The sequence below is a fragment of the Marinovum sp. E3 genome (assembly GCF_055755275.1).
On the sequence record NZ_CM146908.1, the window covers coordinates 3,140,910 to 3,163,531 of the forward strand.

Annotated in this window: 21 protein-coding genes; 13 read left to right on the forward strand and 8 right to left on the reverse strand. The window is 64.9% G+C overall.

Features of this window, described 5'->3' with window-relative positions; all coding sequences use genetic code 11:
* Window positions 1–14 precede the first annotated feature (14 nt).
* Complete coding sequence (locus tag AC0J5K_RS15445) at window positions 15–446, forward strand: YqaA family protein (RefSeq protein ID WP_274565328.1); 432 nt, start codon at window positions 15–17, stop codon at window positions 444–446.
* Window positions 447–515: 69 nt separating this feature from the next.
* On the opposite strand, the gene AC0J5K_RS15450 is transcribed toward AC0J5K_RS15445, so the two are convergent.
* Window positions 516–983: a c-type cytochrome gene (locus AC0J5K_RS15450; RefSeq protein ID WP_053083378.1), complete on the reverse strand. Its 468-nt coding sequence runs from the start codon at window positions 981–983 to the stop codon at window positions 516–518.
* A gap of 139 nt (window positions 984–1,122) precedes the next feature.
* Here AC0J5K_RS15450 and ispH point away from each other — a divergent pair, with 139 nt between their 5' ends.
* Window positions 1,123–2,076, forward strand: a complete 954-nt coding sequence (gene ispH / locus AC0J5K_RS15455) for a 4-hydroxy-3-methylbut-2-enyl diphosphate reductase (protein WP_274565327.1) — start codon at window positions 1,123–1,125, stop codon at window positions 2,074–2,076.
* Window positions 2,077–2,233: 157 nt separating this feature from the next.
* Entirely contained in the window at window positions 2,234–2,686 is a 453-nt protein-coding gene (rnhA, locus tag AC0J5K_RS15460) for a ribonuclease HI (protein ID WP_274565326.1), read from the forward strand.
* Window positions 2,687–2,851: 165 nt separating this feature from the next.
* On the opposite strand, the gene mtgA is transcribed toward rnhA, so the two are convergent.
* Window positions 2,852–3,574: a monofunctional biosynthetic peptidoglycan transglycosylase gene (gene mtgA, locus AC0J5K_RS15465; protein WP_274565325.1), complete on the reverse strand. Its 723-nt coding sequence runs from the start codon at window positions 3,572–3,574 to the stop codon at window positions 2,852–2,854.
* A 181-nt stretch (window positions 3,575–3,755) separates the two neighbouring features.
* Here mtgA and AC0J5K_RS15470 point away from each other — a divergent pair, with 181 nt between their 5' ends.
* On the forward strand, window positions 3,756–4,112 hold the full coding sequence (locus AC0J5K_RS15470; RefSeq protein ID WP_074835956.1) for a lysozyme inhibitor LprI family protein: 357 nt from the start codon (window positions 3,756–3,758) through the stop codon (window positions 4,110–4,112).
* Between the two features lie 129 nt (window positions 4,113–4,241).
* On the opposite strand, the gene gltB is transcribed toward AC0J5K_RS15470, so the two are convergent.
* Window positions 4,242–8,780 carry a glutamate synthase large subunit gene (gltB, locus tag AC0J5K_RS15475; protein ID WP_074835958.1) on the reverse strand — a complete coding sequence of 1,513 codons (4,539 nt, stop codon included), beginning with the start codon at window positions 8,778–8,780 and terminating at the stop codon, window positions 4,242–4,244.
* A 94-nt stretch (window positions 8,781–8,874) separates the two neighbouring features.
* The gene (locus AC0J5K_RS15480; protein ID WP_074835960.1) at window positions 8,875–10,317 is read right to left on the reverse strand and encodes an NAD(P)-dependent oxidoreductase; all 1,443 of its coding nucleotides are present in this window, start codon (window positions 10,315–10,317) and stop codon (window positions 8,875–8,877) included.
* Window positions 10,318–10,541: 224 nt separating this feature from the next.
* On the opposite strand from AC0J5K_RS15480, the gene AC0J5K_RS15485 reads away from it, so the two are divergent.
* Window positions 10,542–11,348, forward strand: coding sequence for an undecaprenyl-diphosphate phosphatase (locus AC0J5K_RS15485; protein WP_074835961.1), 807 nt, complete (start codon window positions 10,542–10,544; stop codon window positions 11,346–11,348).
* 98 nt (window positions 11,349–11,446) lie between these two features.
* Window positions 11,447–12,190 carry a MipA/OmpV family protein gene (locus tag AC0J5K_RS15490; protein ID WP_074835963.1) on the forward strand — a complete coding sequence of 248 codons (744 nt, stop codon included), beginning with the start codon at window positions 11,447–11,449 and terminating at the stop codon, window positions 12,188–12,190.
* A gap of 45 nt (window positions 12,191–12,235) precedes the next feature.
* On the opposite strand, the gene carB is transcribed toward AC0J5K_RS15490, so the two are convergent.
* Complete coding sequence (gene carB, locus AC0J5K_RS15495; RefSeq protein WP_274565324.1) at window positions 12,236–15,568, reverse strand: carbamoyl-phosphate synthase large subunit; 3,333 nt, start codon at window positions 15,566–15,568, stop codon at window positions 12,236–12,238.
* A gap of 206 nt (window positions 15,569–15,774) precedes the next feature.
* On the opposite strand from carB, the gene AC0J5K_RS15500 reads away from it, so the two are divergent.
* The 4 genes from AC0J5K_RS15500 to aspS all read left to right on the forward strand — a co-directional run bounded on the left by AC0J5K_RS15500 (window position 15,775) and on the right by aspS (window position 18,911).
* Window positions 15,775–16,101: an ArsR/SmtB family transcription factor gene (locus AC0J5K_RS15500; RefSeq protein WP_074835966.1), complete on the forward strand. Its 327-nt coding sequence runs from the start codon at window positions 15,775–15,777 to the stop codon at window positions 16,099–16,101.
* Window positions 16,098–16,565: an SRPBCC family protein gene (locus AC0J5K_RS15505; protein ID WP_074835968.1), complete on the forward strand. Its 468-nt coding sequence runs from the start codon at window positions 16,098–16,100 to the stop codon at window positions 16,563–16,565. Before AC0J5K_RS15500 ends, AC0J5K_RS15505 begins: the two co-directional genes overlap by 4 nt.
* Before the next feature lie 12 nt (window positions 16,566–16,577).
* Window positions 16,578–16,892, forward strand: coding sequence for a hypothetical protein (locus tag AC0J5K_RS15510; protein ID WP_274565323.1), 315 nt, complete (start codon window positions 16,578–16,580; stop codon window positions 16,890–16,892).
* A gap of 243 nt (window positions 16,893–17,135) precedes the next feature.
* Window positions 17,136–18,911 (forward strand): aspartate--tRNA ligase, encoded by a 1,776-nt coding sequence (gene aspS, locus AC0J5K_RS15515; protein ID WP_274565322.1) that lies wholly within the window; start codon window positions 17,136–17,138, stop codon window positions 18,909–18,911.
* Window positions 18,912–18,957: 46 nt separating this feature from the next.
* Here aspS and AC0J5K_RS15520 read toward each other — a convergent pair whose 3' ends face one another.
* On the reverse strand, window positions 18,958–19,395 hold the full coding sequence (locus AC0J5K_RS15520; protein ID WP_074835971.1) for a VOC family protein: 438 nt from the start codon (window positions 19,393–19,395) through the stop codon (window positions 18,958–18,960).
* Between the two features lie 3 nt (window positions 19,396–19,398).
* Window positions 19,399–19,875, reverse strand: a complete 477-nt coding sequence (locus AC0J5K_RS15525; protein ID WP_074835972.1) for a hemerythrin domain-containing protein — start codon at window positions 19,873–19,875, stop codon at window positions 19,399–19,401.
* Between the two features lie 130 nt (window positions 19,876–20,005).
* Between AC0J5K_RS15525 and AC0J5K_RS15530 the strand changes: the two genes are divergently transcribed.
* Window positions 20,006–20,719, forward strand: a complete 714-nt coding sequence (locus AC0J5K_RS15530; RefSeq protein WP_274565321.1) for a GNAT family N-acetyltransferase — start codon at window positions 20,006–20,008, stop codon at window positions 20,717–20,719.
* A gap of 32 nt (window positions 20,720–20,751) precedes the next feature.
* Here AC0J5K_RS15530 and AC0J5K_RS15535 read toward each other — a convergent pair whose 3' ends face one another.
* Window positions 20,752–21,474, reverse strand: a complete 723-nt coding sequence (locus AC0J5K_RS15535) for a response regulator (RefSeq protein ID WP_074835975.1) — start codon at window positions 21,472–21,474, stop codon at window positions 20,752–20,754.
* A gap of 134 nt (window positions 21,475–21,608) precedes the next feature.
* On the opposite strand from AC0J5K_RS15535, the gene mce reads away from it, so the two are divergent.
* Together mce and AC0J5K_RS15545 are read left to right on the forward strand one after the other, a co-directional pair.
* On the forward strand, window positions 21,609–22,013 hold the full coding sequence (gene mce, locus AC0J5K_RS15540; RefSeq protein ID WP_074835977.1) for a methylmalonyl-CoA epimerase: 405 nt from the start codon (window positions 21,609–21,611) through the stop codon (window positions 22,011–22,013).
* A gap of 35 nt (window positions 22,014–22,048) precedes the next feature.
* Window positions 22,049–22,336 carry a DUF1467 family protein gene (locus tag AC0J5K_RS15545; RefSeq protein WP_048533256.1) on the forward strand — a complete coding sequence of 96 codons (288 nt, stop codon included), beginning with the start codon at window positions 22,049–22,051 and terminating at the stop codon, window positions 22,334–22,336.
* Window positions 22,337–22,622: the final 286 nt, after the last annotated feature.

Below are 22,622 nucleotides of genomic sequence, written 5' to 3' on the forward strand. Positions count from 1 at the left end.
CCGGGCGAACCGGCTTGAGCGAAATCGTGTCACTGTTCACGCTGTTCGCGGCAGCCTTTGGTGCCGCGACGCTCTTGCCGTTCCAGTCGGAAGTGGTGTTTGTCGGCATGCAGTTGCGCGGCTCGGCCCCTTTGGGCCTGCTGCTCTTCTGGGCGAGCTTGGGCAATACTCTTGGCTCTTGCGTGAACTATGCGATGGGCCGGTTCGCTGCGCAATATGAGGACCGCCGCTGGTTTCCGGTGTCCCGCCCCGCAATGGCGCGGGCGGAACGGTGGTATGCCAAATGGGGTTACTGGACGCTGTTGCTCAGCTGGGCGCCCTTCGGCGATGGCGTCACCGTCATCGCCGGTATGCTTCGCACGCGCTTCCTGCTGTTCCTGGCCCTGGTCACTGTGGCCAAGACCGGTCGCTATGCCGTTCTGGCCTGGGGCACCGCGCAACTCTGAACGCCAAGGGTTTCGAACCCCCCGGCGCGCAGCAAATGCGCGGGCCTGTCCGGATGGAAGGCGTTGCGGTTATTGCTGCTGCGCCTCGAACCGGCGGTTCAGCTCGTTGTGCCGGGCGATGACGCGCTCTGGCCATTGCGCCTTGATAAAGGCCAGCACGGCACGGATCTCATCGTCGGTCAGCACCTCGCCAAAGCCCTGCATGTCGGACACCACGGCGCCGCCGGTCACCTCTTCGGTGCCGAATTTGGTGATCGCGAAGAGCTGCGCATCGGCGTGATGCCAGGTGTGGCCGGTCTCGTCATGCGGTGGCGCGCGAAAGCTGCCATCCTCGTTGCGCCCGCGCCAATCCTCGGCCCCTTCCAGCGCCGCACCGTGACAGGCGGCGCAGGTCTCGGCATAAAGCGTCGCGCCGCGCGCCACCTCGGCTTCATCCCAATAGGGGAACTCACCCGCCGCATCCTCCGGTCTGTCACTTGCGGCGGCCAAAGGTCCGGCCAGCGCCATTGCCGCGAGAATGATGCCCTGTCTCAACATGCTTGTCTCTCCATTTGGGTGCCTTCCGGCTCGGGGCTTCCAGTGCCGGAAGGTCAAATCACTGGCGCGTGAACGCCCCGCCCACTGGACGCAAGCGCCCAGAAGCATTACCTCGGCGACAACAGCCCCGGAGACCGCCATGACCGACCAGCCCCAGCTTACGCTTTATCTCGCCGCGCCGCGCGGCTTTTGTGCAGGCGTCGACCGGGCGATCAAGATCGTCGAAATGGCGCTCGAGAAATGGGGCGCGCCGGTCTATGTCCGCCATGAGATCGTGCACAACAAATTCGTCGTCGACGATCTCAAGGCCAAGGGTGCGGTGTTTGTCGAAGAGCTTGAGGAATGTCCCGACGATCGGCCGGTGATCTTCTCGGCCCATGGTGTGCCGAAGTCGGTGCCACAAGCCGCCGAAGCCCGCGAGATGGTCTTTGTCGATGCCACCTGTCCGCTGGTGTCCAAGGTCCATATCGAGGCCCAGCGCCATGCCGAGAACGGCCTTCAGATGATCATGATCGGCCACGCCGGCCACCCCGAGACGGTGGGCACCATGGGCCAGCTGCCCGAAGGCGAGGTGCTTCTGGTGGAAACGGTGGAAGACGTGGCTCGGGTCGCGGTGCGCGACCCCGAGCGCATCGCCTTCGTCACCCAGACCACCCTGTCGGTGGATGACACTGCTGAAATCGTCGCCGCGCTTCAGGCGCGGTTTCCGGCGATTGTCGGCCCGCACAAGGAAGACATCTGCTACGCCACCACCAACCGGCAGGAATCGGTCAAGGCGATGGCCGCGCGCTGTGATGCGATGCTGGTGGTGGGCGCGCCCAATTCCTCGAATTCCCGCCGCCTGGTCGAGGTCGGCCGCCGCGCCGGCTGCGCCTATTCGCAACTGGTCCAGCGCGCCACCGACATCGACTGGCGGGCACTCGAGGGCATCCGCAGCCTTGGCGTCACCGCCGGGGCCTCGGCACCCGAGGTTCTGGTCAACGAGGTGATCGACGCCTTCCGTGCGCGCTATGACGTGACCGTGGAACAGATCGAAACCGCCCGCGAAAACGTCGAGTTCAAGGTGCCCCGGGTGCTGCGTCAGCCGGCCTGACAGGGGGCTTGGCGGCCGTCCTTCGGAGCTGTCGGGCAGGCCCGAGCGGCAGCCCAGCGTGGCGGCGGCCGCACCTTCCCCTGCATCCGCGCATCCGCACTTGCAACCTGCCGCCGGCTTTGCCATCTGGCAGCAGACCGCAGCCAAGGAGCCCCAGATGACCGAGCTTTTCGCCTACACAGACGGCGCCTGTTCCGGCAATCCCGGCCCCGGTGGCTGGGGTGCGCTGATGCAGGCCAAGGAAGGCGACCGGGTCGTCAAGGAGCGCGAACTCAAGGGCGGTGAAGCCAGGACCACCAACAACCGGATGGAGCTTCTGGCAGCGATCCACGCGCTCGAGGCGTTGGAGCGCGCGTCAAAGATCACCGTGGTCACTGACAGCGCCTATGTCAAAAACGGCGTCACCGGCTGGATCCACGGCTGGAAGCGCAACGGCTGGAAGACCTCCGCCAAGAAACCGGTCAAGAATGTCGAGCTCTGGCAGAGACTGGACGCGGCGCAATCGCGCCACGAAGTGACCTGGGAATGGGTCAAAGGCCACGCCGGCCATCCCGAAAACGAACGCGCCGACGAACTGGCCCGCGCCGGAATGGCGCCGTTCAAGGCCTGATCTGCTCAATGCTCTTCATCCGCAAACGGCCCGGGCATTCGAGATCATCGTTCTCGCTCGCCAACTGGCAGACCCGGGCCTGCCGGATCGAAACACGCGCGATCTCGAACACTCTTCATCGCGCCATGCCACGCCTGCGCCACCGCAAGACAGAAAGCTGAGACGCTACTGAAAACAGTCGGCCCGCCCGTCCCGCTCGATGGTCGCCGCGCCGTCGAGGATCGAGCCCGAGCGCCTGCGCAGGCTGGCCGAGGGCTGGCTGGCCGAGCGCTCCTTGGGATTGGGCAGCACCGCCGCCAGCCGCGCCGCCTGGGTCGGGGTCAGCTCGCCGGGGCCGACGCCGAAGTAATGCCGCGCCGCGGCCTCGACACCAAAGACACCTTCGTCGAACTCCGCCACGTTGAGGTAGACCTCGAGAATGCGCCGTTTCGACCAGACGGCCTCGACCAGCGGCGTGATCGCCGCTTCGAGCAATTTCCGCGACCAGTCTCGCCCGTGCCAGAGATAGACATTCTTCACCACCTGCTGGCTGATCGTCGAGGCGCCGCGACTGCCGCCATCGGCCATCGCCGCCTTGATCGCTTCGACGTCGAACCCCCAATGCTGGCAGTAATTTGCATCCTCGGCCGCCACGGCGGATCGCGCCATCACCGGGGCGATGTGCTCCATCCGCACCCAGACATGATCGATCTCGCCCAGACGCGCGCGCTCCTGCCGCATGTAGAGCGTCTGCGGCGGATTGAAGACGGAAAACAGGATCACCGCAAAGACCGCCAGCAGAAACGCCACCGAAATCGTCCGCAGCACCCAGCGCCGAATCCAGCGATGCGGCCGGAACGGCGTGCGGTGTGCCGCTGCCTTTTTCTTCAGTTTTGCCTTGCCTGCCATGGCCGCACATTAGCCTCTGATCCTGACCAATCCTAGGCCAACAATCGCGGTCGCCATCCTGCCGTTTGCCTTTTGCGGTGGAGATTTGCGGCAACCTGCGCGCCTTCGGTTCCCGGACGCAACTGTGTCCCGCGCCGCTCTGATTTGATAGCATCCAGACTTTAGCAGAAGGATTCTGACCATGCGTATTTTGCTCATCTATTCGGCCGCGCTTCTCTTTCTCCTGCCTGACCTGGGATCTGCTCAGGCCGCCTGCGCCGGCACGACCTCCGCGGATGCCACCGAATGCGAACACGCGCGATGGCAACACGCCGACGCCGAACTGAACAAGCTGTGGAAGCGACTGAAGCCCCAGGCCGATGCGCGCGGCACCGGGCCGGCGCTGCTGGCCCAGCAGCGCCAATGGCTCAAACGGCGCGATTCAACATGCGAGCAGGAGCTTGGGCATGGTGGCAGCCTCGACCAGGCGATCTATTACGCCTGCATGAAAGACATGACCCTCCGGAGGAACGCCGAGTTCCGCGCCATGTTGCGCTGACGGCGCGCAATCCGGGCGGCACCGGCCAACTGCCCGGCGCCGACGCCGCCCCAGCGCGGCCACGGCGACGGAAAAGGCGCGCCGCGGTTTCCCCCGGCGCGCTATGATCCTCGTTGTCGATGACAGAGCCTATTCGGCCGGCACCGCCGCCTCTTCCACGGTCAGCGGATGCGGCAGCTTGTCGAGCATCTCCAGCGGGCAGACCTGGAGGAAGTTGCCTTTCTCCGCCTCCCAGTGCTGGAGGATATCGGCCGCGGCGCGGCTGCCGGTTTCCTCCAGATGGCGTTCGATCAGCTCGCGCAGCTGGCTTTCCCAATGCTCCACGGCCACCGGATTGACGGTCAGCGTCTCCATGTTGATCAGCTTGGTCGCCGCGCCTGCGGGATCGTAGATATAGGCCATGCCGCCGGTCATCCCGGCGCCAAAGTTGGCGCCGATGCTGCCGAGGATCACCGCCACGCCGCCGGTCATGTATTCACAACCGTTCGAACCGCAGCCCTCGATCACCACCTTGGCGCCCGAGTTGCGCACCGCGAAACGCTCGCCCGCGCGGCCGGCGGCAAAGAGATAGCCGTCGGTCGCACCATAAAGCACGGTGTTGCCGATGATCGTGTTGTCGCGCGCGGTCAGAGGGCTGGCCATCGGCGGGCGCACCACGATGGTGCCGCCCGAAAGGCCCTTGCCGACATAATCGTTGGCGTCGCCCGACACCTCGAGCTTGAGCCCCGGCGCGGCGAAGGCGCCCAGCGACTGGCCGGCCGAGCCTTGCAGCTTGACCGTCAGGTGATCGGGCTGAAGCACGTTGCGCATGCCGAAGTTCTTGACGATGTGGCTCGAGGTGCGGGTGCCCACGGTGCGGTGGGTGTTCTGCACCGCATATTGCAGCTGCATCTTCTCGCCATCCTCGAGGAAGCGCTGAGCATCCCGCACAATCTCCGCATCCAGCGTGTCCGGCACCGCGTTGCGCGGCTTGTTGCGGTCGTAGGTGATGTCATGCGCGCCATCGACGGTGATCAACAGCGGGTTCAGGTCGAGATCGTCGAGGTGATCGGAGCCGCGGCTGACCTGGGTCAGCAGATCCGCCCGCCCCAGCACGTCATCGAGCGAACGCGCGCCGATCGAGGCCAGCACTTCGCGCACTTCCTGGGCGTAGAAGGTGATCAGGTTGACCACCTTGTCGGCGTTGCCGGTGAATTTGGCGCGCAGGCTCTCGTCCTGGGTGCAGACGCCCACCGGGCAGGTGTTCGACTGGCACTGACGCACCATGATGCAGCCCATGGCGATAAGCGCGGCGGTGCCGATGCCATATTCCTCGGCCCCCATCATCGCCGCCATGACGATATCGCGGCCGGTGCGCAGCCCGCCGTCGGTGCGGAGCGTGATGCGCGACCGCAGGTTGTTCATCGCGAGAACCTGATGCGCCTCGGTCAGGCCCATTTCCCAGGGCAGACCGGCGTATTTGATCGAGGTCGCGGGCGACGCCCCGGTGCCGCCATTGTGGCCCGAAATCAGGATCACGTCGGCCTTGGCCTTGGCCACACCGGCGGCGATGGTGCCGACACCGGAGGAGGCCACCAGCTTGACCGTCACCTTGCAGCGCGGGTTGATCTGCTTGAGATCGTAGATCAGCTGCGCCAGGTCCTCGATCGAATAGATGTCATGGTGCGGCGGCGGCGAGATCAGCGTCACGCCCTTGGTCGAATGCCGCAGGCGGGCGATCAGATCGGTGACCTTCATGCCGGGCAGCTGGCCACCCTCGCCGGGCTTGGCGCCCTGGGCCACCTTGATCTCCAGTTCTTCGCACTGGTTCAGGTATTCGGCGGTCACGCCGAAGCGGCCCGAGGCCACCTGCTTGATCTTGGCCGAGGGGTTGTCGCCATTGGGCTCGGGCACGAAATGCGCCGGATCCTCGCCGCCCTCGCCACTGTCAGAGCGCGCGCCGATGCGGTTCATCGCCACGTTCAGCGTCTTGTGCGCCTCGGGGCTGAGCGCACCGAGCGACATGCCGGGCGTGACGAAACGCTTGCGGATCGCGGTGACGCTTTCCACCTCTTCCACCGCGATTGCCTCGCCCAGCGGCTTGATCGCCAACAGGTCGCGCAGGTGAATCGGCGGGTTGGCCTGCATCGCATGGCTGTACTTCTTCCACAGCGCGTAAGAGGCGGTGTTACAGGCCATCTGCATCATGTGCATGGTCTGCGCACCCCAGGCGTGGCTCTCGCCGGTTTTCCGCGCCTTGTAGAAGCCGCCGATCGGCAGCACGTCACGGCCCTGCTTGTAGGCCAGCGCATGGACGTTCTCGAGCTTCTTTTGCACGCCCGACACACCGATGCCGGAGATGCGGCTGAGCATGCCGGGGAAATATTCGGCACACATCGCACGGCTCAGCCCGACGGCCTCGAAGTTGAGACCGCCCCGATAGGACGAGAGCACCGAAATGCCCATCTTGGACATGATCTTGAGCAGGCCCTGATCCACGGCATTGCGATAGCGCGCCACATTCTCGGTCAACGTGCCATCAAGCAGCCCGCGGTCGATGCGGTCGGCCAGGCTGTCTTCGGCCAGATAGGCGTTGACGATGGTCGCGCCGGACCCGATCAGCACGGCAAAGTAATGCGGGTCGATACATTCCGCCGATTGCACGTTGAGCGAGCAGAAGGTGCGCAGGCCCTTGCGCGTCAGGTGGCTGTGCACCGCGCTGGTGGCCAGGATCATCGGCATGCCGACCTTTTCGGCGCCAAGCCCTGCGTCGGTCAGCACCAGGTGACCGGCGCCGGAGCGCACCGCATCCTCGGCCTCGGCCCGGATACGTTCCAACCCGCGGCGCAGGGCGCCATCGCCGCCATCGACCGGGAAGGTACAATCGATGGTCACCATGTCGGCGTTGAAATGCCGCTTCAGCTCTTCGAACTGCGCATTGCCGACAAACGGGCTGTCGACGACGAGAATCTCGGTCTGGGCCGAGGATTCATCCAGCACGTTCTTGAGGTTGCCGAAGCGCGTCTTGAGGCTCATCACCCGGTATTCGCGCAGGCTGTCGATCGGCGGGTTGGTAACCTGGCTGAAGTTCTGGCGGAAATAATGGCTCAGCGGGCGATACTTGGTCGAAAGGACCGCCGACGGTGTATCGTCGCCCATCGAGGCGATCATTTCCTTGCCATCCTCGGCCATCGGCGCCAGCACCTGCTCGAGTTCCTCGATGCTGTAGCCAGCGGCGATCTGGCGTTTGCGCAGGTCGTCGCCCTGGTGCAGCGCCTTTTCGGTGACCTGCGACAGGGCGTCGTCCAGCTCGCTGATCTTGCCGACCCATTCACCGAAAGGCCGGGCATTGGCCAATTTATCCTTGATCTCGGTATCGTGGTAGAGCTTGCCATCCTTCATGTCGACGGCAAGAAGCTGGCCCGGACCGAGCGCGCCCTTTTCCACCACGGTCGCCTCGTCCACTGGCACCATGCCAGCCTCGGAGCCGGCAATCACCAGCCCCTCACCGGTGACCACGTAGCGCATCGGCCGCAGGCCGTTGCGGTCGAGGCCGGCACAGACCCAGCGGCCATCGGTCATCGCCAAGGCGGCGGGGCCGTCCCAGGGCTCCATCACGGAGTTGCAGTAGGAATACATGTCGCGCCAGGCCTGCGGCAGTTCCACCGCCTGTTTCGACCAGGATTCCGGCACCAGCATGGTCTTGGCCATCGGCGCCGAGCGGCCCGCGCGCACCAGCACCTCGAACACCGAATCCAGCGCCGCCGAATCCGACGACCCCTGCGCCACGATCGGCTTGATGTCGTCGGCAAAGTCGCCAAAGGTCGCCGAGGCCATGCGGATTTCGTGGCTGCGCATCCAGTTAAGGTTGCCTTTCAGCGTGTTGATCTCGCCGTTGTGGGCGAGCATGCGGAACGGCTGGGCCAGCCACCACTGCGGGAAGGTGTTGGTGGAATACCGCTGGTGATAAATCGCGAAGGCCGAGGCAAAACGCTCGTCCTTGAGATCGGGATAGAATTCCGCGACCTGCTCGGCCAGCATCATGCCCTTGTAGATGATCGACCGGCAGGACAGCGAGGCGAGGTAGAGCTGCTGCACGCCGGCTGCGGCGGCGGCCTTTTCGATGCGGCGGCGAATGACATAGAGTTCGCGTTCGAATTGTTCCTCATCCACGCCCTTGGAATTGGAAATCAGGATCTGCTCGATCTCGGGCCGGGTGGCATTGGCCTTTTCGCCCAGCACCGAGATGTCGACCGGCACATGCCGCCAGCCGTAGATGTAATAGCCCATGCGCAGGACTTCGGTCTCGACGATGGTCCGGCAGATTTCCTGGCCTCCGAAATCGGTGCGCGGCAGGAACACCTGACCGACCGCCAGAAGCTGATCCTCGCGCGGTTCGTGACCGGTGCGGCGAACCTGGTCGTAGAAGAACCTGACCGGGATCTGCACATGGATGCCGGCACCGTCGCCGGTCATGCCATCGGCGTCGACGGCACCTCGGTGCCAGATCGCCTTGAGCGCGTTGATGCCGTTTTCCACCACCTTGCGCGAGGGCTTGCCGTCCTGCGCCACCACGAGGCCCACGCCGCAGGAGGAATGCTCATGCTCCTCGCGGAACAGGCCGTTTTCTTCCATCCACTTGCGCTTGGCTTCCTCGGCGCGCACCCATTCGGCATCATATTTGGTCATTGGAGGGTCTCCCTCTGGCGACCGGGCGGCGCCGCGGCGCCCCGGTCTCATTGATATCTCTGAGCAGCCCCGCGCCGGGCGGGGGCCGCGAAAATTACTCGGCGGCGATGGCCGACGTCTGCTTGGCGTCGAACCGCTTGAGGATCGCCGTGGCACAATCGCGCCCGTCGCGGATCGCCCAGACCACCAGCGAGGCGCCGCGCACGATGTCGCCGACGGCATAAACGCCCTCCAGATCGGTGGCGCCGGTCTCGAACTCGGCCTTGACGGTGCCCCAGCGGGTAACCGACAGCTCGGGCGCGCCCCAGAGTGTGGGCAGGTCCTCGGGCTCGAAGCCCAGCGCCTTGATCACCAGATCGGCGTCCTCGACATAATCGGATCCCTCGATCACCTCGGGCGCCTGGCGGCCGGTGGCGTCGGGGTGGCCCAGGCGCATGCGCTGCACCATCACACCGGTCACGTCATCGCCGGCAAAGCCCTGCGGCGCGGTCAGCCATTCGAACTGCACGCCCTCTTCCTCGGCATTTGCCACCTCGCGCTGCGAGCCGGGCATGTTGGTGCGGTCGCGACGATACAGGCACTTCACACTCTCGGCGCCCTGGCGCACGGCGGTCCGGACACAGTCCATCGCGGTGTCGCCGCCGCCGATCACGACAACCTTCTTGCCCTTGGCGTTGAGCTCGCCGCTTTCGAACTCGGGCACGCTGTCGCCGAAATTGGCCGCACGGTTCGAGGCGGTGAGATAATCGATCGCCTTGACGATCCCGTTGGCGCCGCTGCCGGGGCCTTTCAGATCGCGCGACTTGTAGACGCCGGTGGCGATGATCACCGCGTCATGGTCGGCGCGGATCTCTTCGAAGGTGATGTCCTCGCCGACGTTGCAATTCAGCTTGAAGGTCACGCCGCCGGCTTCGAGCTGCTTGTTGCGGCGCTCGACCACGTCCTTTTCCAGCTTGAAGCCGGGAATGCCGTAGGTCAGCAGCCCGCCGGCGCGGTCGTAGCGGTCATAGACGGTCACCTGCACCCCGGCGCGGCGCAGCATGTCGGCGGCCGCGAGGCCACCGGGGCCGGCGCCGATGATGCCGACGCTTTCCGCGCGTTCCTGCGCAGGATTGGCGGGCAGCACCCAGCCGTTTTCCCAGGCGGTGTCGGTGATGTATTTCTCGACCGAACCGATGGTCACGGTGCCGTGACCCGACTGCTCGATCACGCAGTTGCCTTCGCAGAGCCGGTCCTGCGGGCAGATGCGGCCGCAGATCTCGGGGAAGGTATTGGTGGCCTGGCTGACCTCATAGGCCTCTTGCAGACGGCCGGTGGCGGTCAGATGAAGCCAGTCGGGGATGTTGTTGTGCAGCGGGCAATGGCTCTGGCAGTAGGGCACGCCGCATTGGCTGCACCGGCTGGACTGCTCTTCGGCCTTGGCACGGGCGAACTCGGCATAGATCTCGTCGAAATCGCTGTTGCGCACATTCGCATCGCGTTTGACCGGCATATCGCGCTCGATCTGCACGAATTTCAACATGGGCTGCTTGGCCATATCGCTGGAGCTCCGGGTTGTTTGGCTGTTGGCGTGCTTTTACAACAGGGCTTCGCCCATGAAAAGTCAGAAGTGCTGACCCATTATCCAGTAAAGCGAGCTTTGCGGCAGGATAATTCGCCGCATAGCAGAAATTTCAGGTCCGTATCGGACCTATATTCCGGTTTCCCTATGTTTTCCTATGGGTTTATAGAGACGTCATATTTTCCAGAGGGCCGTGCCGGATGTCGCTATTTCACCTTCTGCTTGTGGCCGTGATCCAGGGTATCACGGAATTCCTGCCTGTCTCCAGCTCTGGCCACCTGATCCTCTTGCCGAATCTCACCGGCATGGCCGACCAGGGGCAGGCGATCGACGTCGCCGTCCATGTCGGCACACTTGGCGCGGTGATCCTGTATTTCTGGTCCGACGTGCGGTGTGCTCTGGCCGGCCTGCCCCGGCTGGCCCGCGGCAAGACCGACACGCCGGGCGCACGGCTGGCCTTTTTGCTGCTGGTGGCCACGGTGCCGGTGATCCTGATCGGCCTTCTGCTCAAGCTCACCGGCCTCGACGACGCGATGCGCAGCGTCACGGTGATCGGCTGGACGATGCTGATCTTCGGCCTGGTGCTCTGGTGGGCCGACCAGAAAGGCACCTCGGACCTCGGGGCGGGCGACTGGTCCACCCGTCACGCCTGGGTTCTCGGGTTCTGGCAGGCGGTGGCGCTGATCCCCGGCACCTCGCGCTCGGGCATCGTGATCACCGGCGCGCGCGCGCTGGGCTATGCGCGGCCCGATGCGGCACGGCTGTCGATGCTGATGTCGATCCCGACGATCCTCGCCTCGGGCGCGCTGCTTGGCGCCGAAGTGGTGGGCGAGGCAGATTGGGAAATGCTGCGGCTAGCCGGCATCGGCGCGATTTTTGCCTTTGCCGCGGCACTGCTCGCGCTGGCGCTGATGATGCGACTGCTGCGCTCGGTCAGCTTCACGCCTTATGTGATCTACCGGGTCATCCTCGGCGTATTCCTGCTGTGGTGGGGTTATTCCGCCTGAAACCGGCGTGGCCGGGCTGGCCCTCGGCCGCCGCCACGCTACACTGCTTGGTCAGGCCCGGACTCACGGGCCATGAAATGTCTGCATAGGAGGTCTTTATGCCCCGCCGTTCCACCCCCTGCCTTGCCGCGCTTGCCGTTGTTGTCCTGCCTGCCGCCGCCCTGGCCCAGAGCAACCAGATCGCCTTTGAACTCGGCGGCGGCCTGGCCTATGCGCCGGAATACGAAGGCTCCGAGGAATACAGCTCTCGCCCCGCCTTTCAAGGCAGCCTGCATTCGCTGAGCCTCGGGTCGCTGTCCCTGGGTGGTGGCGACACCACCGGCTTCACCATCGCGCCGTCCTTCGGCTACATCGGCGAACGCGAGGCTTCGGACTATGCCAGGTTCCGGGGCATGGATGATGTCGACTGGACGCTGGAAGTTGGCCTGAAGGCGAAATACAGCTGGGACAACGCCGAGGTTTCGGCGGCGGTGCGCAAGGGGTTCAACGGCCATGAGGGCGTTGTCGCCGATCTGGCCGCCGACGCCATTTTGCGCCCCGATGCCCGCACCACGATCCGCGTCGGCCCGCGGATGAGCTTTGCCAATGAGGAATATGCCGACACCTATTTCTCGGTGCCCAATTCCGCCCCCAACCTCGCCACCTATTCCGCCGAGGGCGGGCTGAAATCCGTCGGTGCCGAAATCAGCGCCCGCCGTGAGCTGACCGATATCTGGTCGATCGAGGGGACGCTGGGCTATGACCGGCTGATGAACGATTTCCAGGACAGCCCGGTCACCGAATCCGAAGACCAGTACAAGGCCAGCGTGACCCTGATCCGCCAGTTCGACTGGCGGTTCTGAACTAGGCCGGCACGGCTCGCCCCGCGCACGGCGGGGCGGCCCGTATTACCCCTGCAACGCCTTCACCACCAATTCGCCTTCCGACCGGGCCTGCATCGCACGGGCTGCGGCATGGGCCGCGGCGGCGGTGGTGAAATAGGGGATCTTGTCATAAAGCGCGACCGAGCGGATTTCGCGGGAATCCTCCACCGCCGCCGCACCTTCCGTGGTGTTCATCACCAGGGAAATCTCGCCGTTCTTCAACATGTCGACGACGTTCGGCCGCCCCTCATAGACCTTCTTGACCAGCTCCGCCTTGATCCCCTGCTCGGCCAGGAATTTCGCCGTGCCCGCGGTGGCCACGATGGAAAAGCCCAGCCCGTCGAGGATCTGCGCGGCATCCACCAGCGCCGGCGTCTTGTCAGCGTCCTTGATCGAGAAGAAGACCTTGCCGCCCTCCGGCAGAACCATGCCGGCACCCATCTGCGCCTTGAGAAAGGCGCGGGCAAAGCTGCGATCCCAGCCCATGACTTCGCCGGTCGAGCGCATTTCCGGCCCGAGAATCGTGTCGACACCGGGGAAACGGGCAAAGGGCAGCACCGCTTCCTTGACCGAGAACCAGGGCATATTCGGGTCGGCCAGGGTCATCGGATCGGCCAGCGGCAGCACGGTGTCGTAATCGGCGTTCTCGGGATAGGCCGGGCGCATCGGGAAGGCCGACAATTTCTCGCCCGCCATCACCCGCGCGGCGATGGAGGCAATCGCGCTGTCGGTGGCCTTGGCGACGAAGGGCACGGTGCGCGAGGCACGCGGGTTGACCTCGATCAGGTAGATATCATCCCCCTTGACCGCGAACTGGATGTTCATCAACCCGACCACGTTCAACGCTTTGGCCAGTGCCTCGGTCTGCGCCTTGATCTCGTCCAGCACGTCCTTGCCCAGCGAATAGGGCGGCAGCGAACAGGCACTGTCGCCCGAGTGCACGCCGGCCTCTTCGATGTGCTGCATGATGCCCGCCACATGGACCTGCGCGCCATCGCAGAGCGCGTCGACGTCCAGCTCCACCGCGCCCGACAGATACGAATCCAGCAGCACCGGGCTGTCGCCGGACACCACGACCGCCTCGTTAATGTAGCGTTCGAGGTGGCCCATGTCGCGGACGATCTCCATCGCGCGGCCGCCCAGCACGTAGGAGGGGCGGATCACCAACGGGAAGCCGATGTCCTCGGCAATCGCCATGGCCTGAGCGTCAGTCGAGGCAATACCGTTTTTCGGCTGCTTCAGCCCCAGCTCATTGACCAGCGCCTGGAACCGCTCCCGGTCTTCGGCCAGGTCGATGGCGTCGGGCGTGGTGCCAAGGATCGGGATGCCCTCGGCCTCGAGCGCATTGGCCAACTTCAGCGGGGTCTGGCCGCCGAACTGCACGATGACGCCGTGCAGCGTGCCGTTGTCCTGCTCCACACGCAGGATCTCCATCACATGCTCGAAGGTCAGCGGCTCGAAATACAGCCGGTCCGAGGTGTCATAGTCGGTCGAGACGGTCTCGGGGTTGCAGTTGACCATGATGGTCTCGTAGCCCGCGTCGGTCAGCGCGAAACAGGCGTGACAGCAGCAATAGTCGAACTCGATCCCCTGGCCGATCCGGTTCGGGCCGCCGCCGAGGATGACGACCTTCTTCTTGTCCGAGGGCCGCGCCTCGCATTCCACTTCGCCCATCATCGGGGCCTCGTAGGTGGAATACATATAGGGGGTCTGCGCCTCGAACTCGGCGGCGCAGGTGTCGATCCGCTTGAAGGCGGCGACCACGTTCTTGGCGATCCGCCGGTTGCGCACGTCCTTCTCGGAAAAGCCGGTGAGTTTCGCCAGCCGCGCATCGGTGAAGCCCATCATCTTGAGATGGCGCAGCCCGGCCTCGTCGCCCGGCAGCCCCTCGGCCTTCACCTGCTCCTCGGCCTCGACGATCTCGCGGATGCGGGCCAGGAACCAGGGGTCGAACATCGTGGTGGCGTGGATTTCCTCGTCCGACAGCCCGTGGCGCATCGCCTGGGCGATCGTGCGCATCCGATCCGGGGTCTGCTGGCTGATCGCCTTGATCACGGCGCTTTTCTCCGGCGCGCCCTCGATCTTGACCTCGTCGAAACCGGTGAGGCCCGATTCCATCGAGGCCAGCGCCTTTTGCAGCGACTCGTGGATGGTGCGGCCGATGGCCATCGCCTCGCCCACAGATTTCATCGCGGTGGTGAGATAGGGCTCGGAGCCGGGGAATTTCTCGAAGGCGAACTTCGGGATCTTGGTGACCACATAGTCGATGGTCGGCTCGAAGCTGGCGGGCGTGACCTTGGTGATGTCGTTGTCCAATTCATCGAGCGTATAGCCCACTGCCAGCTTCGCCGCGATCTTAGCGATCGGAAAGCCGGTGGCCTTGGAGGCCAGCGCGGAAGACCGACTGACGCGGGGGTTCATCTCGATCACCACCATGCGGCCGTCTTCGGGGTTCACCGCCCATTGCACGTTCGATCCGCCGGTCTCGACCCCGATTTCGCGCAGCACGGCGATCGAGCCGTTGCGCATGATCTGGTATTCCTTGTCGGTCAGGGTCAGCGCCGGGGCGACGGTGATCGAATCGCCGGTATGCACGCCCATCGGATCAACGTTCTCGATGGCGCAGACGATGATCGCATTGTCCGCCTTGTCGCGGACGACCTCCATCTCGAATTCCTTCCAGCCCAAGAGCGACTCATCCACCAGGATCTGGTTGACCGGCGAGGCATCCATGCCGGTACGGCAATAGTGGATGTAATCCTCGCGGTTATAGGCCACGCCGCCGCCCGTCCCACCGAGCGTAAAGGCAGGGCGGATGATCGCCGGCAGGCCGATCTCCTCCAGCTCGTCCAGCGCCATCTGCACGCCGGCGTCGAGGTCGGCGGACCCGTTGGCACGCTTGGGCGCCGTGATGATCGTCGCCTTGGGATTCTCCAGCCCGATCCGGTCCATTGCCTCGCGGAACAGCTTGCGGTCTTCGGCCATTTCGATGGCGTCGCGCTTGGCCCCGATCATCTCGACGCCGAATTTCTCGAGCACGCCCATCTCTTCCAGCGCCAGCGAGGTGTTGAGACCGGTCTGCCCGCCCATGGTGGGCAAGAGCGCGTCGGGGCGCTCCTTCTCGATGATCTTCGCCACGACCTCGGGGGTGATCGGCTCGATATAGGTGGCGTCGGCCAGGCCCGGATCGGTCATGATCGTCGCCGGGTTGGAGTTCACCAGGATCACCCGGTAGCCCTCTTCGCGCAGGGCCTTGCAGGCCTGGGCGCCGGAATAATCGAACTCGCAGGCCTGTCCGATGACAATCGGCCCCGCGCCAATGATCATGATCGACTGGATATCGGTTCTTTTGGGCATATCGGTCCTCGGGGTTCAGCGCGGGGGAATGGGCGCAAGGCGCAAATTGTCGTGGGTTATAGACATGCGAGTGCCGGGTTCAAGGCCGAATGCCGGTCGATCTGCCGGGAAATCGCCCCGATCCGCCCCTTATTTTAGGCTTTACTTAAATAAGGGGCCGCCTAATAATCCTTTGCAACGACTCACGGAACCGACACAGGATAATTATGGCCGCCCTGCCGCAGACCTTTTCCGCCCTCTCCGATCCGGTCCGCTTTGCCATGGTCGAGCGGCTGCTGGCCGAGGGCGAGCTGCCGGCGGGGCGGCTGGGCGAGGGCTTTGGCATTTCGGCGCCGGCGGTGTCGCAGCACCTGGGCGTGCTGCGCGAGGCCGGGCTGGTCAATCGCCGCGCGCAGGCGCAGCAGCGGCTCTATTCGATACGGCCCGAGGGGCTCCTGGCCGTGGCCAACTGGGCCGACGAGGCCCGGCGTTTCTGGCAGGCCAGCCTCGACCGGCTGGAACATGTGCTCAACAAGGAGACCGACAGGAAATGACGGATGTCGCAGAAAGAACGGACCTGACGCTGGAGCGCCGGTTCAACGCCCCGCAGGACCGGGTGTGGGATGTGGTCACCCGGCCAGAGAACATGGTGCTCTGGTTCGGTCACGACGGCTGGACGATGGAAAGCCACAGCCTCGACTTTACCCGCACCGGCCCCTGGCACGCCCATATGCGCAGCGCCGAGGGCAATCGCTTTGACGTCAGCGGCATGGTGACCGAGGTCGCGCCGCCGCGTCACGTGGCCTTTACATGGGCCTGGCAGGATGCCGAAGGAACCCGTGGCCACGAAAGCCATGTCACCTTCACCCTCGCCCCGGCCGGCGATGTCACGCTGTTCACCCTGCACCACAGCGGCCTGCCCGACAGCGAGACCGCCACGTCGCACGAAGGCGGCTGGACGGCAGTGCTGGCCCGGCTCGCGCGGCAGTTTCCCGACGGAATTCAACCCGACCAGTAAAAGGAGGTCATTATGCCGAAATACATCTTTGCCTATCACGGCGGCGGAATGCCGGAGACGGAAGAAGAAGGCAAAAGGGTCATGGCGGCCTGGGGCGCCTGGATGGAATCCATGGGCGACAAGCTGGTCGATGGCGGCAACCCGGTGGGCATGTCCTCGACCCTGACGGTCGACGGGCTGAGCGACGGCGGCGGCGCCAATCCGCTGTCCGGCTACACCATCGTCGAGGCCGAGAGCGTCGAAGCGGCGGCCGAGATGGGCAAGGGCTGCCCGATCCTCGAAGGCGGCAGCGGCACCATCGAGATCGCCCCGTTGATCGACATGTGAAAACGACCTTGGCCGGGGCGGCCGCATCTGCCGCCCCGGCCCCCCGCGCCGGAGCGTCCCGGCCTTGTTGGCACGCCGCGCGCGTCGGGGTGAAGACCCACCGGCCCCGCCACGGAGCAGTGAAAACCCGACACCGCCCGCGCGAAGCGCACCTTCCCCCCTACCCCACGGCCTCGCGGCTTGACTTTCAGCCACAGGCAAGGTGTATCGGCCCGAACCTCGAATGACCCCCGGAGCCGCCAGATGCACCCCTACCGCAGCCATACCTGCGCCGAACTGAACAAATCCAACGTCGGCGAGACCGTCCGCCTGTCGGGCTGGGTCCATCGCGTGCGCGATCATGGCGGGGTGCTCTTCATCGACCTGCGCGATACCTATGGCATCACCCAGGTGCTCTGCGACAGCGACAGCCCGGTCTTCGCCGAGGTCGAGAAACTGCGCTCGGAATGGTGCATCCGCATCGACGGCACGGTGAAGGCCCGCGACGAGAGCCTGGTGAACCCCAAGCTGCCCACCGGCGAGATCGAGGTCTATATCCGCGACATGGAGGTGCTGGGCGCCGCCGACGAGCTGCCGCTGATCGTCTTCGGCGATCAGGAATACCCCGAGGAAACCCGGCTGCGGTATCGCTACCTCGACCTGCGCCGCGAGGTCATGCAGCGCAACATGAAGCTGCGGTCCGACGTGGTGGCCGCCATGCGCCGCCGCATGTGGGACGCCGATTTCCGCGAATACCAGACCCCGATCATCACCGCCTCCTCGCCCGAGGGCGCGCGCGATTTCCTGGTGCCGTCGCGTCTGCATCCCGGCAAGTTCTATGCGCTGCCGCAGGCGCCGCAGCAGTTCAAACAGCTGATCATGGTGTCGGGCTTCGACAAGTATTTCCAGATCGCACCCTGTTTCCGCGACGAAGACCCGCGCGCCGACCGCTCGCCCACCGATTTCTATCAGCTCGACATGGAGATGTCGTTTGTCGAGCAGCAGGACGTCTTTGACACCATCCAGCCGGTGCTGACAGGCATTTTCGAAGACTTCGGCGGCAGCCGCAAAGTGGATCAGGAGTGGCCGCAGATCTCTTACAAGGACGCGGCGCTGTGGTATGGCACCGACAAGCCCGACCTGCGCAACCCGATCAAGATGCAGGTGGTTTCCGAGCATTTCAAAGGCTCGGGCTTTGCCATCTTTGCCAAGCTGCTGGAGCAGGACGGCACCGAGATCCGCGCCATCCCTGCGCCGGGGGGCGGCAGCCGCAAGTTCTGCGACCGGATGAACAAGTTCGCCCAGGAACAGGGGCTGCCCGGCATGGGCTATATCTTCTGGCGCGATCAGGGCGAGGGCATGGAAGCCGCAGGCCCGCTGGCCAAGAACATCGGGCCCGAGCGCACCGAGGCGATCCGCCAGCAACTGGGGCTTGAGGTCGGCGATGCCGCCTTCTTCCTCGGTGGCAAGCCCAAGGCCTTCGAGGCGGTTGCCGGCCGTGCCCGCACCGTCATCGGCGACGAGCTGGGCCTGACCGACAAGGACCGCTTCGCCTTTGCGTGGATCGTCGACTTCCCGATCTACGAACGCGACGAGGAAACCGGCAAGATCGACTTCGAGCACAACCCGTTTTCCATGCCGCAAGGCGGAATGGCGGCGCTCGAGGGCGATCCGCTCGAGGTCAAGGGCTATCAATACGACCTGGCCTGCAACGGCTATGAGCTGGTGTCGGGCGCGATCCGGAACCACAAGCCCGAGATCATGTTCAAGGCCTTCGAGATCGCCGGCTATGGTGCCGACGAGGTCAAGAAACGCTTTGGCGGGCTGGTCAACGCCTTTCAATACGGCGCGCCGCCGCACGGCGGCTGTGCCGCCGGCATCGACCGTATCGTCATGCTGCTGGCCGAGCAGGAAAACATCCGCGAGGTCATCATGTTCCCGATGAACCAGCGCGCCGAAGACCTGATGATGCAGGCGCCGTCAGAGCCGATGTCGGATCAGCTGATGGAGCTGGGCCTCCGGGTCATTCCGCAGGACTGAGCACAGGGTTCGAGAGGGGGCGCCGGGCTTTGGCCCGGCCCCGCCGTCAGCCAATTCCCTTCTTGCGCAATTCCTCTTGCGCCGCCTCGGTCTTGTCCAGATCGAGGCCCATGCCGCGCAGCACCTCTGGGGTCTTCGAGAACTGCAAATCGCGGTATTCGACCACCTGGATACGGTTGCCCCATGGGTCGCGGAAATCCATGAAATCGCTGTCCATGATCTGCGCGCCGGCCTTGGCGGCCAGCGCCATCACCCGGCTGCGGTCATCGACGACAAGGCCGAAATGGCGGTGGGCGTCGGCGGGCTGGCTCTTGCCCTCGACCAATCCGATGAACTGATCGCCGAGGTCGAGAAAGACAAAACCGTCGCCCGCCCCGCGCACGTCAAATTCGAAGATGTTGTGCCAGAAGGCCATGGCATGTTCGATATCGCCCACTTCCAGAACGATGTGATTGACCCCCACGAGGCGCGGCTTGTCGGACATGGCTCAATCCTCGAGCGAATCTTCGCGTTTCTTGCCAATGATCTCCAGCTCCTGCGCCTTGCGGTCGCGGAACCGTTTGCCATAGCCCTCGATCTCTTCTTCGGGGATCACCTCTCTGGCGCGGGAAAAGACCTCGTCTTCCTCTTCGTCGATGTGGTGTTCGTAGTCGTGGCGCAGCGTCTTGAATTTCTGCAACCAGGCCCCCTGGCTCATGTCCATCTCGCGCAGCTCTTCGAGCAGGTCGTCGATCTGCTGGTGTTCGTGCACCGAATGGCGGGCGCTGTCCTGGCCCCAGGTCTTGGCGATCAGCTTGGAGTAGAAGGTCTCCTCTTCGGCGGCGCCATGCGCCTTGACGTCGCGATAAAATTCCTGCCAGGCCGACTTGCGCGCCTCCGACGCGCCTTCGGTGTTCTCGATCGTGTCGAGCAGGCTGCGGTGGCGGTCATGATCGGATTTGAGGCTGGAATAGATGTCGCTCATGCTGGCTCTCCCGTCTGGTCGCTGGTCCAACGCAACAGGGGCGCCCGGGGTTCCCCGCGGCGCCATCTTCCGGCTTCCCTTTTCCGACCCAGTGCCTATCCTTGCCGAAATCCGTGCAAGGGCCTGAGATATGAACGATTTTCCCCCGCTGGGCGAGGCCGTGCCAGACTGGACCCCGCCCCCGCTCCCGCAGGGCGCGCCGCTCGAAGGCCGTTTCACGCGGCTTGAACCGCTGGCGGCCGAGCAACATGCCGCGCTGCTCTTTCGCGCCTTCGAAGGCCATGACGACCGCTGGGCCTATATGCCTTATGGCCCGTTCCATTCCTCGGCGCAGTTTCACCGCTGGGTGCGCGAGACGGTGGCCCGGCCGGATCACCTGTTCTACGCCGTCAAGGATCTGACAACCGGCACCTTCGGCGGCGTCGCCAGTTTCCTGCGGATCGCGCCCGAGGCCGGCTCGATCGAAGTGGGCAATATCCACTTTGCCGCCAGCCTCGCCGGCAGCCGCGCCGCCACCGAGGCGATGTATCTGATGATGAAATGGGCCTTCGAGGCCGGCTATCGCCGCTATGAATGGAAGTGCAACGCGCTCAACCGCCCGTCGCGGCGGGCGGCACAGCGGCTCGGCTTCAGCTACGAGGGCGTGTTCCGCCAGGCGATGGTGGTCAAGGGGCGCAACCGCGATACAGCCTGGTTTGCCTGTATCGACAAGGAATGGCCGGCCCTGCAAGAGGCCTTTGCCGCCTGGCTCTCGCCCAAGAACTTCGCCCGCGACGGCACCCAGATCGAACGCCTGAGCGATCTCACCCGGCTGGTTCGCACCGGCAGCGACCCGACGCTCTAGATCCGAGCGCCGGGCCGCCTCCCCGGCGTAAACTACATGGCGGCGCGCTGGGTCAGCCGGTCCTGCACCAGCCCGGCGATATGCGCCGCCTGCGAACCTGTGGGCTGGCCTTTTCGGCGCAGCGCGATCAGCCGGTCGGCGGCATCGCGCAGCGCCTGGTCATGGGCGATCCGCGCCACGCCGCTGAGGAATTGCCCGACGTAATCAATCGACCGTTCGTCGGTGGCGTCACAGAGGATTCCGGCGATATGCGCCATGTCGTCCTGATAGGCGATCCGGTCCGGGATCACCTCGACCTCGTTGAGCGGGCGCGGGCCGAGCGGCTGACGCTCCGGCGGCAGGAGCGACAGGATGTGCTCCTGGAACCGGACCAGAGAGGTGATCGGCTTGCGCAGAAAACCGTCGGCGCCGGCGGCGACCGCCAGTTCCTCGGAAAAATCATCGCCGCTGGTGCCGAGGATAACGGGAATGCGCGGGCTGGCCGCAGCCAGTTCGCGGATCAGATCGGCGCCCGAACCGTCGGGCAGGCCGAGATCGACAACCACCACCGATGGCCGATAGACCCGCAGGTGCCGCCGCGCCGACCGCAGGCAATCGGCGCGGCGAATACGGGCGCCGGAGCGCAAGCACAACAGGCGCATCGCCTCGCAGGCAAATCGGCTGTCCTCGACCACAAGAATGGTCAGCCCGAGCAGCGGCCGATCCGCCGATGGCGCCGGTGCCGGTGTCGGTTCAAGGTCTTCCAGATCGTCCATCGCAAGCCCTCCACGCTTTCACTGCCACTGTCGCCAAGTTAAGTTACCAACTGCTTAATGCGCGCTCCTGTCCAATTGCGCCGCCTGCCCTGCCGCGCGATAAAGCCGGCGAAACCGGACACCAGGAGCCCCACATGATCGGACGTCTCAACCACGTTGCCATTGCCGTTCCCGACCTCGAAGCCGCAGCAGCGCAATATCGCGACGCCCTTGGCGCCACAGTCGGCGCGCCGCAGGACGAGCCCGATCACGGCGTCACGGTGATCTTTATCGAGCTGCCCAACACCAAGATCGAATTGCTCTATCCGCTGGGCGCGGATTCGCCCATCCAGGGCTTTCTCGACAAGAACCCGGCTGGCGGCATCCACCATGTCTGTTACGAGGTCGACGATATTCTGGCCGCCCGCGATCACCTGAAATCCACCGGCGCCCGGGTGCTGGGCTCGGGCGAGCCCAAGATCGGCGCCCATGGCAAACCGGTGCTGTTCCTGCACCCCAAGGATTTCAACGGCTGCCTGGTCGAGCTGGAACAGGTCTAGGCGCGCCGCGCCGCAAACGTAGCTAGGACAAGAACATGGGCATAACCTCTGCCATCGTGCTTTTCGCGGTCATCTGGTTCCTCACCTTTCTGGTGGTGATTCCCTTCCGCATCCAGACCCAGGGCGACCTTGGCGACGTGGTCGAAGGCACCCACGCCGGCGCGCCGCAGGTGCACAACCTGGCGCGCAAGGCCAAGCTCACCACGGCGATCTCGGCGGCGATCTGGCTGCTTCTTTTCGTGATCATCCAGTTCGAAGTGATCACCGTGCGCGACATCGACGGCTGGATGTATCAGCGGATGACGCCCTCCGAGGCGGGCTGAGGCGCCGGCAGGCAACCGGTTCCGGCACAGACGTCAGGAGCCGGCAGATTGGCGAAACCGGGGTAGGAGCGGAAGTGGCGCCCGTTCCCCTCGAACGGCCGCCACGCCCCCGGGGCACGCACGGTGTGGCGCTCCCGGAGCAACCCTATGGCGGCGCGGCGCGATCCTGTCACGCGGCGCACAGCCTGTCCGTCGACCACGTGCAAGCGATCACGGCCGACATCGGGTCGCCAGACTGGCCACCGGTCTGGCGCCAGCATTCCTGTGCTTTCTCAATGGCTCGGCT